This window comes from Mesorhizobium sp. CNPSo 4671 (assembly GCF_057784245.1).
This window is the reverse complement of record NZ_JBWLUW010000008.1, coordinates 344,141-363,028: the sequence shown is the minus strand read 5'-3', so window position 1 is coordinate 363,028 and position 18,888 is coordinate 344,141. Positions and strand designations below refer to the sequence as shown.

Below are 18,888 nucleotides of genomic sequence, written 5' to 3'. Positions count from 1 at the left end.
AAGCCGATCGATGACCGCAACATCCGCTACCTCGACCGGTCCGATGCCTTTGACGACACCAAGATCGAGAACAAATCGCCCGACGGTCTCGAAGTGACGATGAGCGCGTCGGTCAAGCAGCAATATTTCCTGTTCGGCACCGACAACACCGGCCGCGATCTTCTCTCGCGCACGCTCATGGCCGGGCGCATCTCGCTTGCCATCGGCCTGCTCGCCGGCGTCGTGGCGGTGGTGATTGGCGTCATCTATGGTGCTGCCGCCGGCTTTTCCGGCGGCAAGATCGACGAAGTGATGATGCGCATCGTCGATGTGCTCTATTCCTTGCCGTTCATCTTCTTCGTCATCATGCTGGTGGTGTTCTTCGGCCGCAACTTCGTGCTGATGTTCCTGGCCGTGGGCGCGGTGCTGTGGCTCGACATGGCGCGCATCGTGCGCGGGCAGGCACTGTCGATCCGCCGCCAGGAATATGTTCAGGCGGCGGAAGCCATGGGTGTCGGCCAGCGCGGCATCCTGCTGCGTCACGTCATCCCCAATCTGCTCGGCCCGGTGGTGATCTACATGACGCTGCTGGTGCCGCAGGTGATCATCCTGGAGAGTTTCCTGTCGTTCCTCGGCCTCGGCGTGCAGGAGCCGATGACCAGCTGGGGTGTCCTGATTTCGGTCGGCGCCAAGAACATCGGCACCGCCAACTGGCTGCTTCTGTTCCCCGCCTTCTTCCTCGTCTCGACGCTGTTCGCGCTCAATTTCGTCGGCGACGGCCTGCGCGACGCACTTGACCCAAGGGATCGATAAAGATGGGGATCGCTGACATGGCCACTCCCGAAACGATCCTTAGCGTCAAGGACCTGCGCGTCCGCTTCCGCACGCTCGACGGAGCGGTCGAAGCGGTGAAGGGCATCAACATCCACGTTAATGCGGGCGAGACCGTTGCCGTGGTCGGAGAGTCCGGTTCCGGCAAGAGCCAGACGATGATGGCGGCGATGAGCCTGCTGGCCTCGAATGGCGAAGCCACCGGCCACGTCGACTATCGCGGGCGTAACCTTCTGACGCTGAGCAAATCCGACTTGAACAAGGTCCGCGGCGCCAAGATCAGCATGATCTTCCAGGAGCCGATGACCTCGCTCGATCCACTCTATTCGATCGGCAACCAGCTGATGGAACCCATCCGCCGGCATCGCGGCCTGAATGCCGCCGAGGCACGCGAGGAGGCGCTCAAACTCTTGCGGCTCGTGCATATTCCCGATCCGGAGCGGCGGATGAAATCCTATCCGCACGAAATGTCGGGTGGCCAGCGCCAGCGCGTGATGATCGCCATGGCGCTCGCCAACGATCCCGACATATTGATCGCCGACGAACCGACGACGGCGCTCGACGTGACCATCCAGGCGCAGATCCTGATGCTGCTCGCCGAACTGCAGCGCAAGCTCGGCATGGCGATCGTCTTCATCACCCACGATCTCGGCATCGTCCGGCGCTTCGCCGACCGCGTCTATGTCATGCGCCAGGGCGAGGTGGTCGAAGAGGGCGAAGCGGAGGCGATCTTCGCCAATCCGCAGCATGCCTACACCAAAATGCTGCTGGCGGCCGAGCCGACGGGGACCAAGGCGCCACCGCCGGCCAATGCGCCCGTCGTGCTCGAAGGCAGGAATGTCGAGGTCACCTTCAAGATCGGCGGTGGCTTCCTGGCCGGCGAACCGCTGATGCTGCGCGCCGTCGATGACATTTCGATCCGGCTGCAGCGCAACCAGACCATCGGTATCGTCGGCGAATCCGGCTCGGGCAAATCCACACTCGGCCGCGCTCTGCTGCGGCTGCTGCCGAGCGATGGCTTGATTCGTTTCGGCGATCGCGACATTTCCACCGCCGACCGGCAGGCGATGCGGCCGCTGCGGCGCCAGATGCAGCTTGTCTTCCAGGATCCGTTCGGCTCCCTGTCGCCGCGCATGACGGTCGGCCAGGTCATCACCGAAGGTCTGCTGGTGCATGAGCCCAATCTTTCGGGCAAGCAGCGCGACCAGCGCGCGGTCGAGGCCTTGCTCGAGGTCGGCCTCGATCCCAACGCCCGCAACCGCTACCCCCACGAATTCTCCGGTGGCCAGCGGCAACGCATCGCCATTGCCCGCGCCATGATCCTGAAGCCCAAGATGGTCGTGCTGGACGAGCCGACCTCGGCGCTCGACCGCTCGGTGCAGAAGCAGATCGTCGAACTGCTGCGCAAGCTGCAGGCGGACCATGAACTATCCTACCTCTTCATCAGCCACGATCTTTCGGTTGTGCGCGCCATGGCCGACTACATTATCGTCATGAAGCAGGGCAAGATCGTCGAGGAGGGGCCGACCGAAGCGATCTTCAGCAATCCGCAGCACGTCTACACGCAGACGCTGATGGCCGCGGCGATCGATGTGACGCGCTTTCGGCTGAGCGCCTGAGACGTCGCTTCAGGCAAGGGCAATCATCGTGACTGTCCGCTCAGCCTGCTGATTTCGGGCACTTGCGCGCACGTACGGCAGCAATGGCATCCTGCTGCTGTTTCAGCCGATCGATCCTGGCTGTTTCGCGGTTGGCCACCGCGGTTTTCACACGCGAGCCACCAAGCAGCCACCGCGGAACACTGGTGTTGGCGACCTTGCCGCGCGTGATCGCGGTTTGCGAGATTTCGCCGGCGTTTTGACCCAGCGCGCTGTTGAACTCGGTACAGCTCATGCTGTCGTACTTCGCCGGATCGACCGGCCTGCCGATCGACGAGCAGCCGGTAACCAGAAACAGCGCTATGACAAGAGCGGGTGCCGAGGCTGTCGTTGAAATCAAATTCATGTCCACATCCGGCTCGCCAGTTTCACCGGCTTCATCATATCCACCGAACCATCTGGAGCCGACGATTATTTCGTCAACGATGCGCTCGCGACGGAACCTGTGGCCGCCTGAACACAAGGTTTCCAGCCGATACGGGAACGTTCTCGGCCACTCGAAGTTGGTATCCGTCGAGTGTCTAAATTCAATCACTGGAAACGGAGAGAGTCGTCTCGGTTGATGCCGGGGCGGCTTTTCGTCACCTAGGGGCGCACTTTCGGCGGCTTAAATTAGTTGTGGCAACCCGCCTCGTCCCGCGCCTTTCATCCAGTCTCGAATTCTCACGCCGCTTCGGCGATGAATGCGGTGGGAATGCAGCCGCCGAGTACTGCTTGGACGATGTCGGTTGCATTTTCATCGACATGCGCCGTCACCAAGACGATCCCGTCGGCAACGCTCCGATCATCCGGCATCGCTGCAGTGGTGATGAATGCGCCGAGCAACCCGCCGGCACAGACCGCACAAACCAGTGCTGTTGACGGTAGGCCCGCCGGAAAAGGACTGACGCCGCAAACGGCCATGGCGCCCAGGCAGGCCAATGCCGCACCGACCGTACCAAGGATGACACCCGGGGACTTGAAAACTGCGACTTCGTCCCGGTAGGGTCCGATGACGGCAATCTGAACGCGAGGAACACCGACCGCCACCAGCACTCCAGCAACCCGGGCGGCTTCGGCATGGGAATCAAAAAGCTTGCTGATTGTCCGCATGGTCTCAGAACGTCTTCTCGTCCAGCAACATGTCGGTAAGGAAGGACGCGGCGATCAAATCGTCACCGTCAATGCTGCCCCGTCCGTCCTCCATCATGGCCGCGACCCTTTGGAAGGTCTTCATTTCGCTCATGGTGATTCGGGCTTGCTGCATCCTGGTCTTAAGATCCGCTACGCGCTTTCCCAAGACATCGGATCTTGCGGCCTCACTGTTAGGCATGGTGACGTTCATCCAGTTCCGCTTCCTCGTTTGACCATCCTCGCGCCCAGCCAAACGAACAGGGCCGCAGCGCAAACGTTCCCTGGCTGGGCTTCGGTCCGGTAGAACTCAGGACTTTAGTCTGGCCGCAAAATTCAATGGTCCTGCCTGTCGTGGTGCCTGGAACAGCCACCGTGGGTAACCGTTGACCGCAGCACGTCCAGGAGGAAGCTGATGGACAAGAGTGTTGGCCAAGCGCGCTGGTTGCTCGCACTGATCTTTGCGGTGGCCATCACTTTCATGGCGTGGGAATGACCCATGGCTGACCATCCGGGAGGTCGTACATGAATAATTTGCAGATTGGCGCAGCTACGTCCCTTCCTGCGCCGATAGGGTTCGCTCGCCGCGTCCGTGTGGCGAGCGAACCCTGAATGTCCAGAGGGCATCCTGCCAACGAGGCAAGATTCTGCGACCTTTTCGGAGGGGCTGAATGGTGTCGTATTCAAACGACGGGTCGTCGGTGACGCCTGTATCGGTGCGCCGGATCTGCAACCAATTTCAGTTTTTGCCGGCAGGCCCGGCGTCAAGGAGCCGGGCCTGTGGCGTCGATCAATAGTCGTTGTTTTCGATCACCACGGAGCGATGGTGATGGTGCCTGGAGACGGCGCCCGTGACGATGACGGTATCCGGACGATGGTGCCGGCGGCCGTGATCGTAGAACGCGACGGTGCCGTGGTGACGGTGATGCAGACGCTGGCCGTCCTCGTTGATGATCTTGACGTTGCTGTGGTGACGGTGGTGGGTCTTGATGACTACGTCGGTTTGGGCCGCCGAAGCGATAGCCGGCAGTCCGACGGAAAGCGCCAAAGCGCAAATGACCATTGATTTCATTGCAATTTCTCCATTGTCTTGATTAGCCCTTCGTTGGATAACTGTCGCTGGCCCCTTTGGTTCCGGCCTGTCCCAGGACAAGTCTCGGAGGCCTCCGGAAAGTCGAAGGACGGGCTATCGCTTCGCTAAGGCTGAGAAGGGGCCGCCTCTCGTTGACGGTACTTGCAAAGAACGAAGTGGCTCGATGCATCGGTCGTGTTCGCAGCGGGCAACACGACGATCTGTGCCCAGAAATCGCAATATCGGGCTATCGCTTCCGGCACCTCTTTGGTGCTCATGCCGGAGATAGTGGCGACATCGCCGTCTCTACAGTTGGTCTTTCCGGACAGCTGGGCTGACGCCGCCACGATTTCGCATGACCGCTCGTCGTCCGCGTGGGAGGGCGAGCAATGGCAGGCAAGCGCCAGTGCTGTTGTGAGAACCAGTTTTTCCATGGCGGTTCCAGGCATCACCGGCAGTCCCTCAGGATGGAACATGCGCCATCGCTGATACAAAGGCAATTCAACAGGCCATTGCTCGATCTTGCCCATGTGATGGAACATTAGGCGCATCTAATTGTTCTGTCCTCACAGCCGACGCCATTGCTTGGCGTCGGCAGAAGGTCAGCCGTGCAAAGGCTGATCGGCCCGCGTTCCTCCGCCAGAGGCGCGAGCTTTTCCAGGCAACAGGAGAAGGATCATGAACAATATAATTTGGCTCGTTGGAGCGGTGGTCATCGTCATAGCGATACTGAGCTTCCTCGGCCTGCGATAAGCTCGACGTCAGCTATGCCCATGGACCCCTCATCGGAAGATGACCAGCCGACGCGGACGCTGCGAAAGCGCCGCAGGCTATCGGCCGGAGACCGAGACGATGGCCGGGAGTTCGTCGCCCCTTTTCCACCTGAAGACAGGAGCTTCCGCGTCTGGTTCCTGTCCAATGAAACAGGCATCAGCGTCGACCAGGCCAGCGAACTTGTCGACACGATCGACACGGACGGCGCGGCGTTGTTGAATGCCGCGCGGCGGATGAAAATTCATGCGCAATGACTGATAAACTGCAGCCGCCGACGTCGTCAGCGTTTTCAACAAGCCGACTGGCATAGCGCGTTGGCAACAAAGGGGAGGGCCGCGCCGGGGAGGCAGCTCACCTCGCCGTATTTTCAGCCGTGATGTCAGTTTGAGCGCCAAAGTCGGGATGCGCTAACGCGTTGTTTTTCTGGTCGGAGTGGCAGGATTTGAACCTGCGACCCCCTCGTCCCGAACGAGGTGCGCTACCAGGCTGCGCTACACTCCGTGACCAGTCGGCGGGCTTATAGCCGCCACACTTCATTCCTGCAAGCGGCAATGGCAGCACTTCTGTCGCATTTCATCAGCTTTCGCCGCGCAGGCCGCTGGCGCCCCAGTTAAATGCGCGCGCCCAGTCGGCAAAACTGTGCCAGCGGACTTCAGGGAATTGGCTGTGCAAGGCGGCGATGTCGACATCGTAGCCGACTCGGTCGAACCATTCGAACATCAGCGCCGCGTCTTCGCTCTGTTGGCGGGCAGCATCAATCGGGATCTCCTGATAGCGGATCGGGCGGCCGATGGCCTCGGACAGAATTTTCGCTTGCTCTTCGCCGGACAATTCGTCTCCGGCGAAATCGAAACGCTTGCCGAACACCTGTTCCCGCCGTTCCACCAGGGCGGCGACGAAGGCGCCGATATCCGCCAGCGCGACCAGCTGGAGGACGCGCTTCGGCGGCATGGCAAAGGCATGAGTGCCCTGGCTGAGCGCGCCAATCGACCACGGCGCGACGGCATTCTCCATGAAGGCGACCGGCGCGCTGATCGTGTAGGGAACGCCGAGTTGCCTGACATGCTGCTCGACCAGATATTTGCTTTCGAAATGCGGAATGCCGGTCTTCTTGTCGGCGTCGGCAACGGACGAATAGATCAGGTGCCTGATGCCGGCGGCCTTCGCCGCATCGGCGGCAAGGATCCCCTGGCGGATTTCTTCCTCAAGTCCGGCCTCGTAGCTGTTGCCCATCAGAAACATGGTGTCGACGCCTGTTGCGGCCTTCACGACGGAGGCGGTGTCGGCGAGATCGCCGGCCACGACCTCGGCGCCTACCGTTGCCAGTTGCCGTGCGGCATCGCTGTCCGGCTTGCGCGTCAGTGCCTTGACGCGATGGCCTCTGGACAACAGGGCACGCGCAACGGCGCCGCCTTGCTGGCCCGTGGCGCCGGTCACAAGAATGCTTCGTTTGCTGGTCATCTCATTTGCTCCGTCTTGTTTTGTCTGGAGCAAAATTAGGCTCTGTCGCATTGATGCATAATTGCCTATAATTGGAAAACTTTGTCCCAATATTGAGAACAATGATCGATCTCAACGATGTCATTGTGTTTGCCCGCGTCGTCGAGGCCGGCAGCTTCACCGCTGCAGCGCGCCTGCTCGCCATGCCAAAGACGACAGTCAGCCGTCGTGTCGCCGCGCTCGAACGTGAGGTCGGTGTGCGCCTGCTGCAGCGCACCACGCGCAGCCTCAACCTGACGGATGCCGGGCGCCTCTATTATGAGCAAAGCAGCCAGGGCCTGCGGACGATCGAGGAGGCGAATCTGCGCCTCGCCGAGGCGAGGGCGGAGCCTTCGGGCACGATCCGCATTTCGGCTCCGGTCGGCTTTGGCGGTCACTTCCTCATCCGCGCCGTGGTCGAGTTTCTGGCGCTCTACCCGAAGACCAATGTCGAACTCCGTCTCACCGACGACAAGCTCAACCTCGTCGAGGACGGCATCGACCTCGCCTTTCGCACCGGGAGACTTGAGGATTCGACGCTGATTGCCCGCAAGATCGGCTCCACGCACAGGTTGCTCTGTGCCAGCCCCGACTATCTGGCACGGTATGGCATGCCGGAAAGCCCGGCCGATCTCGCCCGCCATCGATGCGTTATCGCTGGCCCGTCGGCTTCAGGCGCTCACTGGGTGCTGGACGGACCACAAGGCCAGGAAACCGTCGTGGTCGCCGGGCGCTTCGCCGCCAATGAGATGCAGGCGGTGGTGGCGGCCGCGCTCGCAGGCTTCGGCATCGCCCAATTGCCCCAGCTGATGGCCGACGGGCTGATCAACGAGGGACGGCTGCGGCGCGTTCTCGACGGCTACACGACGCCGGTCGGCGGCCTGCACGTTCTCTATCCCAGCAGCCGGCACCTTTCACCCCTGGTTAAGGCCTTCATCGATCTGGCGGTCGAGCGGATTTCCAATCGGGCAAACGCGGCTTAAGGCATGTCTGCTACGTCAGGCCAACTTCCAAGCGAGACCCGAATGAGCCAGCGCATCGTCAGTTTTGTCATGAGCGGCGGCGTCGGCTCGCGGCTCTGGCCGCTGTCGCGCGAGGACAATCCCAAGCAGTTTCACGATTTTTCCGGCGACGGCTCCATGCTGGCCAAGACCTTGCGCCGGCTGACGGCAAGGCCGTCCGGCCAAGCACCGATCTTCCTGATCGCCTCCGAGCGCCATGCCGATCGTGTCCATGCCGACCTGGCAGGCCTCGATCTCGCCGGCGGCGGCCCATTGTTCGAACCCACGGGGCGCAACACCGCCGCCGCGATTGCACTGGCCACGCTGCGCACCCTGTCCGAATTCGGCGACAGCCTGGTGCTGGTGGTGCCGTCGGACCACGAAATATCAACGCCAGGGCAATTCTGGCAGAGCGTCGAGGCAGGCGCCGAGGCGGCAAGTGCCGGCCGGCTTGTGGTGTTCGGCATCAAACCGACACAGCCTGAAACCGGCTACGGCTATATAGAGGTGGCGGGCGCGCAGGGTGGCATCTTCGACGTCACGCGTTTCGTCGAGAAGCCGGATCTTGCGACGGCGCAGGCCTATCTCAAGGCGGAGAGCTTTTACTGGAACACCGGCATTTTCCTGTTTCGCGCCGCTGCCATGCGTGACGCATTCGCCGCTTTCGAGCCCGATATCTGGCGGACCACCGAAGCCGCCTACAAGGCGGCGACATCGGACCTTTCCGGCCTCTATATGCCGCTGGAGCTCTATGAGGCCATCCCCTCGATCTCGATCGACTATGCCATCATGGAACGGGCGCAAGGCATTGCCATGGTGCCGGCCGACTTCCGCTGGAACGATCTCGGTTCCTGGCAATCGCTGCTCGATGTCGGCCCAGCCGACGACAAGGGCAATGTCGTCATCGGCGATGTCGTCGCCATCGATTGCGAGAACTCCTACATCCGCAGCGACGGCCGCCTGCTGTCGGCGATCGGCATGAGGGATGTCGCCATCGTTTCGACCGCCGATGCCACTTTCGTCGCGCCGGTCAGCCACAGCCAGCACGTCAAGAAGATCGTCGAGCAACTCGAAAAATCCGGCCGGCTGGAAACCAGGTTCACGCCGGCGCATGACCGGGTCATCGAAAGCGGCGCCTGGCGGCGGCGTGTGCACCACTGGTTATTTCAGGAGACCTTGCCGCTGTGGTCGACATCGGGCGTCGACGAACGCCATGGCGGTTTCCATGAAGCACTCGGCTTTGATCGCGCGCCGTTGATGAAACCCAAGCGCATGCGCACAATGGCCAGGCAGGTCTATGCCTTCGCGGTCGCCAGCGCGCGCGGCTGGGATGGCCCGGCCGACCGGCTGATCAGCCACGGTATCGAGTTCATGGTCAGAAATGGCCGCACCGACAAAGGCGGCTGGGTGCGCACGCTGCATGTCGACGGCTCCGTCGCCGACGCCACCGAGGATGCCTACGATCATTCCTGCGTGCTGCTCGCGCTTGCGCATGCGCATATGTCTGGCAATCCCGATGCCTTGCGGCTCGGCGAGGAAACCTTCGCCTTCCTCGATGGCCATCTCGAGGATCATCGCATGACCGGCTTCCTCGAAACGTCGGACGGCGAGGGCGAGCGGCGCTCCAACCCGCACATGCATCTGCTCGAAGCCTTCCTGGCCTGGCATCAGGCAACTGGCGAGCGCGCCCATCTGCGCCGCGCGGCACGCATCATCGATCTCTTCCGCAGCCATTTCTTCGACCGGGAAAGCTGGACCCTGGGCGAATATTTCGATGACGAATGGAAGCCGTCAGCCGGCGAGAAGGGCGCCTGGACCGAGCCCGGCCATCACTTCGAATGGGCCTCGCTGCTGGTCGATTTCGCCGGACGCAGCGGCCAGGCCGAGTTGAGCGGCTTTGCCAGAAAACTCTATGCCTCGGCCATCGCCAATGGCCTCAACCGCGCCACCGGCCTTGCCTATGGCGCCGTCTCCCGGCAGGGGCTGCCGCTCGACCTGATCTCGCGCAGCTGGCCGCAGGCCGAAGCGGTCAAGGCGGCGATTGCGCTGGACGGTTCGGGCGGACCCGATCTCAAGCCGGAGATCGAGGAACGCGTCGGCCGGCTGTTCCGCTGGCACATCGACCCGGCGCCGCTCGGCCTGTGGATCGACCGCATCGACGAGCGTGGCCGCTCGCTGGCGACCGACGTGCCGGCCAGCATCTTTTATCACTTGGTCTGTGCGTTGACCCAGTATCTGGACGGAACGGCGGCGGAGGCGGCTTGAGCTCGGCTCAATACGGGCTCGCCACGTCCCCCGTCTCGACATAGACCGACTTCAGCTGCGAATAGAGCGCCAGTGCCGCCAGCGAATTCTCGCGCCCGATGCCTGACTGCTTGAAGCCGCCGAACGGGATTTCCACCGGCGTCAGATTGTAGGCATTGATCCAGCAGGTGCCGGCCTGCAGCTCGGCGATGACGCGGTGGGCGCGCGGCAGGTCGCGGGTGAAGACGCCGGCGGCGAGGCCGAATTCGGTGTCGTTGGCGCGGTCGATCACCTCGTCCTCGCCATCGAATTTCAGCACGCTCATGACCGGCCCGAAAATCTCCTCGCGGGCGATGCGCATCGTGTCGGTGACACCGGTGAAGACCGTCGGCTCGACGAAGAAGCCGCCGGCAAAACCCTGCAGCGAAGGCAGGTTGCCGCCACAGGCCAGTGTGGCACCATCCTGCTTGCCGATCTCGATATAGCCGACCACTTTCTCATGCTGTGCCTTCGACACCAGCGGCCCCATCTGCGTCTCGGGATCGAGCGGATCGCCGATGCGGATTTTCTTCGTCCGCTCGACCAGCCGCTCGACGAAGCGGTCGTGAATGCCGCTCTGCACGAAGACCCGTGTGCCGTTGGAGCAGATCTGGCCGGTGGAGTAGAAATTGCCGAGCATGGCGCCGCCGATGGCGTTCTCGATGTCGGCATCGTCGAAGACGATCAGCGGCGACTTGCCGCCGAGCTCCATCGTCGCGTGCTTCATCTTCGAGCCGGCAAGCGACAGCACCTTGCGGCCGGTCGGCACAGAGCCGGTCACCGAAACTTTTGCCACGACGTCGTGGTCAACGAGGCCCGCGCCAACATCGCCATAGCCCTGCACGACGTTGAACAACCCGTCGGGCAGGCCGGCCTCGCTGTAGATCTCGGCCAGCGCCAGTGCTGACAACGGCGTGTTTTCCGACGGCTTGAACACCATGGCGTTGCCCATGGCGAGCGCCGGTGCCGACTTCCAGCCGGCGATCTGGATCGGATAGTTCCAGGCGCCGATGCCGACGCAGACGCCAAGCGCTTCGCGCCGCGTGTAGGCGAAGGGGCCGCCGAGGTCGACGGCCTCGCCATTATAGGCGGCGACCGCGCCGCCGAAATATTCGAGGCAGTCCGCGGCGGAAGGCGCGTCGGCCATCAACGTCTCCTGGATCGCCTTGCCGGTGTCGAGCGTCTCGATGCGGGCGAGGTCGGCATTGCGGGCGCGCAGGATGTCGGCAGCGCGGCGCAGGATGCGGCCGCGCTCGACCGGCTTCAGCCGCGCCCAGGCCGGCTGCGCGGCCCGCGCGGCCTCGATCGCAAGCTCCAGCACGTTCGGCGTCGCCGAGCGCAGGGTGGCGATGACCTCGCCGGTTGCCGGATAGATCACCGGCAGCGGCGCACCGCCTTCGTCCTCTATGTAGCGTCCGTTGACGTAGTGCGATGCCGTGGGCTGGGCGCGCATGGGAGTCTCCAAGTGGTCCGGCGCCCAAATGGGCGGCTCAATCTATCGGGCAGCTCGATTTGTCGCGTGGATCATGCGCTATCTGTCCGAGGTCTGCCAGCGCGGATTGATCCATGGTTCCTGGTTGGACGGCGCCAGCGGCGTGCGGCCAAGAATGTGGTCGGACGCCTTCTCGCCCGTCATGATCGACGGCGCGTTGAGATTGCCGTTGGTGACGCGCGGGAAGATCGAGGAATCGGCGACCCGCAGCCCGTCGATGCCGATCACCCGGCATTCCGGATCGACGACGCTCGTCACATCGTCGGCCCGGCCCATCTTGCAGGTGCCGCAGGGGTGGTAGGCGCTCTCGGCATGGTCGCGGATGAAGACATCGAGATCGTCGTCGGATTGCACATGGCTGCCCGGCGAGATTTCCTGACCGCGATAGGCATCGAACGCCGATTGCCCAAAGATCTCGCGAGTCAGCCGGATGCAGTGACGGAACTCCGTCCAGTCGTCCGGATGCGACATGTAGTTGAAGCGGATCACCGGTTTCGCTTTCGGGTCCGGCGAACGCAGCGTCACCGAGCCGCGCGACTTCGACCGCATCGGTCCGACATGCGCCTGGAAGCCGTGCGACTTCGCCGCCGCCTTGCCGTCATAGCGCACAGCCGCTGGAATGAAATGGTACTGGATGTCGGGATAGTCGACGCCGGCGCGCGAGCGCACGAAGGCCGCCGCCTCGAAATGGTTGGTGGCGCCGAGGCCCGATTTGAAGAACAGCCACTGCGCCCCGATGAGTGCCTTGGAGAACGGGTTCAGCACTGAATTCAGCGTGATCGGCTTGGTCGATTCCTGCTGGATATAAAGCTCCATATGGTCCTGCAGATTGCGGCCGACGCCGGGCCGGTCGGCCACCACGGCAATGCCGCTTTCCCGCAGATGTTCGGCCGGGCCGATGCCGGACAGCATCAGGATCTTGGGCGAATTGATCGAGGAGGCGGCGACGATCACCTCACGTCGCGCCTTAACCACCTGAATCTGTTTGTGAGCTTCGATCTCGACGCCGACGGCGCGTTGATTCTCGATGATCACCCGGCGGGCGAAACCCTTGACCAGGCTGACATTTCTGCGTTTCAGAGCCGGCTTCAGATAGGCGCTCGCCGCCGACCAGCGGCGGCCGCCACGAATGGTCTGCTCCATCGGCCCAAAGCCTTCCTGCTTGGAACCGTTGTAGTCGTCGGTCAGTTCGAACCCGGCCTGGCGGCCTGCCTCGACGAAGGCGCCGTAGAGCGGATTTTTTCGCGAGCCGCGCTGCACATGCAGCGGTCCACCGTGGCCGCGCCAGCCATCCTCGCCGCCGTCATTGTCCTCCATGCGCTTGAAATAGGGGAGCACGTCGGCAAAGCCCCAACCGGTCGCGCCTTCTTCGGCCCAATGGTCGAAGTCACGGGCATGGCCGCGCACATAGACCATGCCGTTGATCGAGGACGAACCGCCGATCACCTTGCCGCGCGGCGTCGCCAGCACGCGGCCGCCGAGATGCGGCTCCGGCTCGCTGGCGAAACCCCAATCATAGAGGCTCATATTGAGCGGGATCGACAGCGCCGACGGCATCTGGATCAGCGGCCCGATATCGCTGCCGCCGAACTCGATGACGATGACAGAGTTTTTGCCGTCCTCAGACAGGCGATAGGCCATGGCCGAGCCGGCCGAGCCGGAGCCGATGATGACGAAATCCGCTTCAAGCATGGTTCATATGCGCCATAAAATCGGCGAGCGAGACATTGCCGCCGGTTGCCACAACAAGGACGGTCTTTCCCGCCACATCCACTTTCCCGCCGAGCAGCGCCGCCAGCGACGCCGCGCCCGACGGCTCGAGCACCAGCTTCATGCGCTCGAAGGCGATTCGCATGGCACGCCGCACCGAGGCGTCGTCGACAGTGATGCCGCGAACGCCCGCGGTCTTGACCGCCGCGAATGGCGTATCGCCTGGCCGTCGCGACATCAGCCCGTCGCAGATCGACTTCGGCCCGATCGGCATCGTCTCGATACTGCCATGCGCCAATGACGAGCCCATGCCATTGAAACCTTCCGGCTCGACGCCGATGATCTCTGTCGCCGGCGACAGATAATGGAAGGCAAGCGAAACGCCGCCGATCAGCCCGCCGCCGCCGACCGAGCAGAACAGCAGGTCCGCCTTGGCGTCCTTGGCTGAGAGCTGGTCGAGCGCTTCGAGGCCGGCTCCCGCCTGGCCGGCGACGATCTCCGGATCGTCGAAGGGATGCAGCAAGGCCAGGCCTTCGGTCTCGGCGATCTCGCGCGCCTTGGCGGCGGCGACCTCTTCACGGGCGCGCTCGCCATGGTCGGTCAGCACGACGCGCGCGCCGTAGCCCGCGGTCGCGTCGCGCTTGGCCGCCGGCGCATCGATCGGCATGACGATGGTGACCGGGATGCCGAGCGCCTGGCCGGCAGCAGCCAGTCCTTGCGCGAAATTGCCGGAAGAATAGGCGACGACGCCCTTCCTCGCTTCGTCGGCCGAAAGCCGCTTCAGCCGCCAATAGGCGCCGCGTATCTTGAACGATCCCGCCCATTGCAGCGATTCCGGCTTGATGAAGACGCGGGCAGCACCCGTCTCTCTGGCGAGTGCTGTCGATTCCAGCAGCGGCGTGATCTGCGTCGCCTTGGAGGTGACTGCATAGGCCTGTTTGAGATGGGCCAGCGAGGGGACGAGAAGGTCTGTCATCATTCGCCTCGCGGAAACCGTTTCTGCTCTTCGAGCACGTTGAGATCCATGTGGTTGCGCATGTAGCGTTCCGAGGCCTTCTGCAGCGGCTGGAACTCCCAGGGGTAGTGCGTGCCGTTGCGCAGCGCCGGATAGACCACCCAGCGCCGCGCCTGGCTGGCCCGCACGGCGGCATCGAAAGCCGCCATGTCCCAGCGTGCGCGGACCTTTTCCAGGAAAGCCGCCACCAGATCGGCATGCGCCGGATCGGCGGCAAGATTGCTCAACTCATGCGGGTCGGCTTCGATGTCATAGAGTTGCGGCGGATCGATCTCGCAATGGACGAACTTGTAGCGGCCGTCGCGGATCGCCACCAATGGTGAGTTGGAGCCCTCGGCGGCATATTCCATCAGCGCCGGCGCCACGCGCTGCTTGCCTTCGAGCAGCGGCGTTAGCGACTGGCCGTCGGTCCATGGCGCGATCGCGCTCATGTCGATGCCGGCGAGGTCGCACAGCGTCGGCGTCACGTCGAGATTGGAGACCGGCGCCTCGATCAGGCCGGCAGGCACGCCCTTGCCGGCGATCATCAGCGGCACCCGCGCCGAACCCTCGAAGAAGCACATCTTGAACCACAGGCCGCGCTCGCCGAGCATGTCGCCGTGGTCCGAGCAGAACAGGATGGTCGTGTCGTCTAGCATGCGCGTGCGCTCAAGCACCGACAGCAGTTCGCCGACCTTGTCGTCGAGATAGGAGATGTTGGCGAAATAGCCGCGCCGCGAGCGGCGGATTTGTTCCGCCGTGATGTCGAAACTCTCGTAGTCGGAAGCCTTGTAGAGCCGCTGCGAATGCGGGTCCTGCTTGTCGTGAGGGATGAAGCCAATCTCCGGCTCAAGGGCTGGGCAATCTTCGTAGAGATCCCAGTACTGCCGCCGCGCCACATAGGGGTCGTGCGGATGGGTGAAGGAGACGGTCAGGCACCAGGGCCGGTGCGCGGCATCGTCGGAGACGCGGGCGAAGTCATAGAGTTTCTGCACCGCGTGGAAGGCGACCTCGTCGTCATACTCCATCTGGTTTGAGATCTCGGCGACGCCGGCGCCGGTCACCGAGCCCAGATTGTGATACCACCAGTCGATGCGCTCGCCGGGCTTGCGATAGTCCGGCGTCCAGCCGAAATCGGCGGGATAGATGTCGGTGGTCAGCCGCTCCTCGAAGCCGTGCAACTGATCCGGACCGACAAAATGCATCTTGCCCGACAGCACGGTGTGATAGCCGTCGGCGCGCAGATGATGGGCAAAGGTCGGGATCGACGACGCAAATTCGGCGGCGTTGTCATAAACCTCGGTGCGCGACGGCAGCTGGCCGCTCATGAACGAGGCGCGGCCCGGCGCGCAGAGCGGCGAGGCCGTGTAGTTGTTGGCAAAGCGCGCCGAACGCGCGGCGAGCGCTTTCAGATGCGGCGCATGCAGAAACGCGGCCGGCCCATCGGGAAAAAACGTCCCGTTGAGCTGATCGACCATGACGATCAGGAAATTGGGTCGCTTCGTTGTCACTGTTTGGGCCGCTCGCCGAGTTTGGTTTCGAGATAGTCCTCGACCAGCGCGATCGCGGTCGCGGCATCGGGCACGCCATCCTTCAGCGCCCGCCTGATGTAGAGCCCGTCGATCATCGCCGCTGTCGCTTCGGCAGCACGGTCGGCCTCGGCCCTGGGCAGGATGCCGGTCAACCCGCTCATCAGGTTCGAGTGCAGCCGCCTTGCATAGACCCTGAGCAGCCGGCGCAAAGCCGATGATTTCTGCGCCTCGACGTAGAAGGCAAGCCAGGCGGCGATGGTTTCCGGCTGGAACTGCAGATCTGAGAAATTGACGGCCACAACGGCGGAGACGCGCTGACGAGGAGTGGTTGCGGAACCAAGGGCGCGCAGTGTGTCCGCGGTCAGCTCGGCCAAGATGTGGCGCATCGTCGCCAGCAGCAGCTCGTCCTTGGCGCCGAAATAATGATGGGCAAGTGCGGAGGACACACCGGCCCGGCCGGCGATCTCGGACATGGTCACGTCAAGCGAGCCGCGCTCGCCGATCGCTGAGATCGTCGCGTCGATAAGCGCCTTGCGGCGCAGTGGCTCCATTCCGACTTTCGGCATGCTGTTCCCGATTTTTGCACGGAGATTATTTTTTATTGACGGGTCAATCAACAAAAAATCGACGCGACCACGACCTGTACCAAGCGATTGTCGGCTTCCGGCCCTTCACGGCTTGGGCAAGAATGTTTATATTTGAACAATAACGGCGAAGTGCGCCATGAGCCCGGTATGGCAGGCTGGCGCTAAGGATGGAGACCGCCATGACCGCATGCATCGTCGGCTGGGCGCATTCGCGCTTCGGCAAGCTCGAGGGCGAGACGCTCGAGAACCTCATCGTCAAGGTCGCGACGGACGCGCTCGAGCATGCCGGGATCGGCCCGGACGAGGTCGACGAGATCGTGCTCGGCCACTTCAACGCCGGCTTTTCGGCGCAGGATTTTACCGCCAGCCTGGTGCTGCAGGCAGACGACCGGCTGCGCTTCAAGCCGGCGACGCGTGTCGAAAATGCTTGTGCGACGGGATCGGCGGCGGTCCGGCAAGGCATCCGCGCGATCGATGCCAACGCGGCCCGTATCGTGCTGGTGGTCGGCGCCGAGCAGATGACGACGACGCCGGGGCCTGAGATCGGCAAGAACCTGCTGAAAGCGTCCTATCTGCCAGAGGATGGCGAGACACCCGCAGGCTTCGCCGGCGTCTTCGGCAAGATCGCGCAGGCCTATTTCCAGCGCTATGGCGACCAGTCGGATGCGCTCGCCATGATCGCCGCCAAAAACCACAAGAACGGCGTCGACAATCCCTATGCGCAGATGCGCAAGGATTTCGGCTATGAATTCTGCCGTCAGGAGAGCGAGAAGAACCCCTTCGTCGCCGGTCCTCTCAAGCGCACGGACTGCTCGCTGGTCTCGGACGGGGCTGCCGCTCTGATCCTTGCCGACACGGCGACCGCGCTGAAGATGCGCCGTGCGGTGGCTTTCCGCGCCAACGAGCATGTGCAGGATTTCCTGCCAATGTCGAAGCGCGATATTCTCTCCTTCGAAGGCTGCGAGCAGGCCTGGACCCGAGCGCTGAAGAACGCCGGCGTGACCCTCGACGATCTCTCCTTCGTAGAGACGCATGACTGCTTCACCATAGCCGAATTGATCGAATACGAGGCGATGGGCCTGGCCAGGCCGGGCGAGGGCGCCAAATTGGCGCTGGACGGCACGACGGCGAAGGACGGTCGCCTGCCGGTCAATCCGTCCGGCGGGCTCAAGGCCAAGGGCCATCCGATCGGCGCCACCGGTGTGTCCATGCATGTCCTGACCGCCATGCAGCTTGTCGGCGAAGCCGGCGGCATCCAGGTGCCGGGCGCGAAGCTTGGCGGCATCTTCAACATGGGTGGGGCTGCGGTCGCCAACTACGTTTCCATTCTCGACCGGATCAGGTAAACCGCCCCAGCATTCGTTGGAGGTGGCATGGCAAATCCGGTTCTGATCGAGGTTCTGCGCGGCGCGATCGTCGAGAGCGCGCATCGCGGTGCCGTCGCGGTCTTCGATGCCGATGGCAAGCCGGTCCTGGAGATCGGCGACACCTCGAAGCCGGTGTTTCCGCGCTCGGCGGTCAAGGCCATCCAGGCCCTGCCGCTGGTCGAAACGGGTGCTGCCGATGCCTATGGGTTCGGCAATCGCGAGCTGGCGCTGGCCTGTGCCTCGCATTCGGGCGAGCCGGCGCATGTCGAACTGGCACGGTCCATGCTGGCCAAGGCCGGGTTGGACAAGTCGGCGCTTGAATGCGGCGCTCATTGGCCTTCAAACCACGACGCCGAGATCGCACTCGCCCGCACTGGCGATTTGCCCAATGCGTTGCACAACAATTGCTCCGGCAAACATTCCGGTTTCCTCTGTACCTGCGTGCACTCCGGCATTGCGCACCGTGGCTACGTCAAGGCGGGGCACGCACTGCAAGAGATGGTGCGCGACGCCATGCAGGCGGTCACCGGCGCTGTCCATGGCGCCGATGAGCGGGCGACCGATGGCTGCTCAATCCCGACCTATGCGGTGCCGCTCAAGAGTTTCGCACTCGGCTTTGCCCGCATGGCCACGACAAATGGTTTCGGCCCTGAGCGGGCCAAGGCGGCCAAGCGGTTGCTGGCCGCCTGCATGGCGGAGCCCTTCTATGTCGCCGGCACCGGCCGCGAAGACGTCGCCCTGATGGAAGCAGCACCGGGCCGGATTTTTGCGAAAGGCGGCGCCGAAGGTGTCCACTGTGCAGCAATTCCGGAGCTTGGCCTCGGTATCGCGCTGAAATGCGATGATGGCGCCCACCGCGCCAGCGAAGCCATGGTCGCCGCCGTCCTCGCCAAGCTGCTGCGTGCGGACGAGGCCCTGTCGGCAAAGCTCATCGAACTGGCAAACGCACCGATCGAAAGCCGGATCGGAGCCAAGGTCGGCGCGCTGAGGCCGACCCCAGCCTTGAATTGAAGATTGCT

18 protein-coding genes and 1 tRNA gene are annotated in these 18,888 nt (G+C 63.2%); 7 read left to right on the top strand and 12 right to left on the bottom strand.

From position 1 onward, the window contains the following. The coding region (locus AC04SF_RS23655) for an ABC transporter permease (RefSeq protein WP_488479731.1) at nt 1-792 on the top strand (792 nt) is incomplete at its 5' end. Nucleotides 793-809: 17 nt separating this feature from the next. Beyond that, nucleotides 810-2,429, top strand: coding sequence for an ABC transporter ATP-binding protein (locus tag AC04SF_RS23650; RefSeq protein WP_488479730.1), 1,620 nt, complete (start codon nt 810-812; stop codon nt 2,427-2,429). 40 nt (nt 2,430-2,469) lie between these two features. Here the strand turns inward: AC04SF_RS23650 and AC04SF_RS23645 are convergent, their stop codons facing one another. The 5 genes from AC04SF_RS23645 to AC04SF_RS23625 form a co-directional block, all read right to left on the bottom strand. Then, the gene (locus tag AC04SF_RS23645) at nt 2,470-2,814 is read right to left on the bottom strand and encodes a hypothetical protein (protein WP_488479747.1); all 345 of its coding nucleotides are present in this window, start codon (nt 2,812-2,814) and stop codon (nt 2,470-2,472) included. A 317-nt stretch (nt 2,815-3,131) separates the two neighbouring features. Continuing rightward, on the bottom strand, nt 3,132-3,560 hold the full coding sequence (locus AC04SF_RS23640) for a hypothetical protein (RefSeq protein WP_488479729.1): 429 nt from the start codon (nt 3,558-3,560) through the stop codon (nt 3,132-3,134). A gap of 4 nt (nt 3,561-3,564) precedes the next feature. Next, on the bottom strand, nt 3,565-3,780 hold the full coding sequence (locus tag AC04SF_RS23635) for a hypothetical protein (RefSeq protein ID WP_488479746.1): 216 nt from the start codon (nt 3,778-3,780) through the stop codon (nt 3,565-3,567). A 588-nt stretch (nt 3,781-4,368) separates the two neighbouring features. After that, nucleotides 4,369-4,650, bottom strand: a complete 282-nt coding sequence (locus tag AC04SF_RS23630; RefSeq protein WP_488479728.1) for a hypothetical protein — start codon at nt 4,648-4,650, stop codon at nt 4,369-4,371. A 125-nt stretch (nt 4,651-4,775) separates the two neighbouring features. After that, nucleotides 4,776-5,180, bottom strand: coding sequence for a hypothetical protein (locus tag AC04SF_RS23625; protein ID WP_488479727.1), 405 nt, complete (start codon nt 5,178-5,180; stop codon nt 4,776-4,778). 243 nt (nt 5,181-5,423) lie between these two features. On the opposite strand from AC04SF_RS23625, the gene AC04SF_RS23620 reads away from it, so the two are divergent. Next, a complete protein-coding gene (locus AC04SF_RS23620) occupies nt 5,424-5,678 on the top strand; it encodes a hypothetical protein (protein ID WP_488479726.1) in 255 nt (84 codons plus the stop codon). A gap of 170 nt (nt 5,679-5,848) precedes the next feature. Here AC04SF_RS23620 and AC04SF_RS23615 read toward each other — a convergent pair. Then, nucleotides 5,849-5,925: transfer RNA gene (locus tag AC04SF_RS23615), tRNA-Pro, on the bottom strand. A gap of 75 nt (nt 5,926-6,000) precedes the next feature. Further along, on the bottom strand, nt 6,001-6,885 hold the full coding sequence (locus AC04SF_RS23610) for an NmrA/HSCARG family protein (protein WP_488479725.1): 885 nt from the start codon (nt 6,883-6,885) through the stop codon (nt 6,001-6,003). A 101-nt stretch (nt 6,886-6,986) separates the two neighbouring features. Here AC04SF_RS23610 and AC04SF_RS23605 point away from each other — a divergent pair, with 101 nt between their 5' ends. Next, entirely contained in the window at nt 6,987-7,886 is a 900-nt protein-coding gene (locus AC04SF_RS23605; RefSeq protein ID WP_488479724.1) for a LysR family transcriptional regulator, read from the top strand. A gap of 42 nt (nt 7,887-7,928) precedes the next feature. Then, a complete protein-coding gene (locus AC04SF_RS23600) occupies nt 7,929-10,169 on the top strand; it encodes an AGE family epimerase/isomerase (protein ID WP_488479723.1) in 2,241 nt (746 codons plus the stop codon). 7 nt (nt 10,170-10,176) lie between these two features. Here AC04SF_RS23600 and betB read toward each other — a convergent pair whose 3' ends face one another. The 5 genes from betB to betI all read right to left on the bottom strand — a co-directional run bounded on the left by betB (nt 10,177) and on the right by betI (nt 16,481). Then, nucleotides 10,177-11,640: a betaine-aldehyde dehydrogenase gene (gene betB / locus AC04SF_RS23595; protein WP_488479722.1), complete on the bottom strand. Its 1,464-nt coding sequence runs from the start codon at nt 11,638-11,640 to the stop codon at nt 10,177-10,179. A 78-nt stretch (nt 11,641-11,718) separates the two neighbouring features. Continuing rightward, nucleotides 11,719-13,371: a choline dehydrogenase gene (gene betA / locus AC04SF_RS23590; RefSeq protein ID WP_488479721.1), complete on the bottom strand. Its 1,653-nt coding sequence runs from the start codon at nt 13,369-13,371 to the stop codon at nt 11,719-11,721. After that, on the bottom strand, nt 13,364-14,365 hold the full coding sequence (locus AC04SF_RS23585; RefSeq protein WP_488479720.1) for a threonine/serine dehydratase family protein: 1,002 nt from the start codon (nt 14,363-14,365) through the stop codon (nt 13,364-13,366). Before AC04SF_RS23585 ends, betA begins: the two co-directional genes overlap by 8 nt. Further along, nucleotides 14,365-15,894: a choline-sulfatase gene (gene betC, locus AC04SF_RS23580; RefSeq protein WP_488479719.1), complete on the bottom strand. Its 1,530-nt coding sequence runs from the start codon at nt 15,892-15,894 to the stop codon at nt 14,365-14,367. Before betC ends, AC04SF_RS23585 begins: the two co-directional genes overlap by 1 nt. Beyond that, entirely contained in the window at nt 15,891-16,481 is a 591-nt protein-coding gene (gene betI, locus AC04SF_RS23575) for a choline-binding transcriptional repressor BetI (protein WP_202350812.1), read from the bottom strand. Before betI ends, betC begins: the two co-directional genes overlap by 4 nt. Before the next feature lie 200 nt (nt 16,482-16,681). Here betI and AC04SF_RS23570 point away from each other — a divergent pair, with 200 nt between their 5' ends. Beyond that, a complete protein-coding gene (locus tag AC04SF_RS23570) occupies nt 16,682-17,848 on the top strand; it encodes an acetyl-CoA acetyltransferase (protein ID WP_488479718.1) in 1,167 nt (388 codons plus the stop codon). Nucleotides 17,849-17,875: 27 nt separating this feature from the next. Beyond that, nucleotides 17,876-18,880, top strand: coding sequence for an asparaginase (locus AC04SF_RS23565; RefSeq protein ID WP_096456168.1), 1,005 nt, complete (start codon nt 17,876-17,878; stop codon nt 18,878-18,880). Nucleotides 18,881-18,888 lie beyond the last annotated feature (8 nt).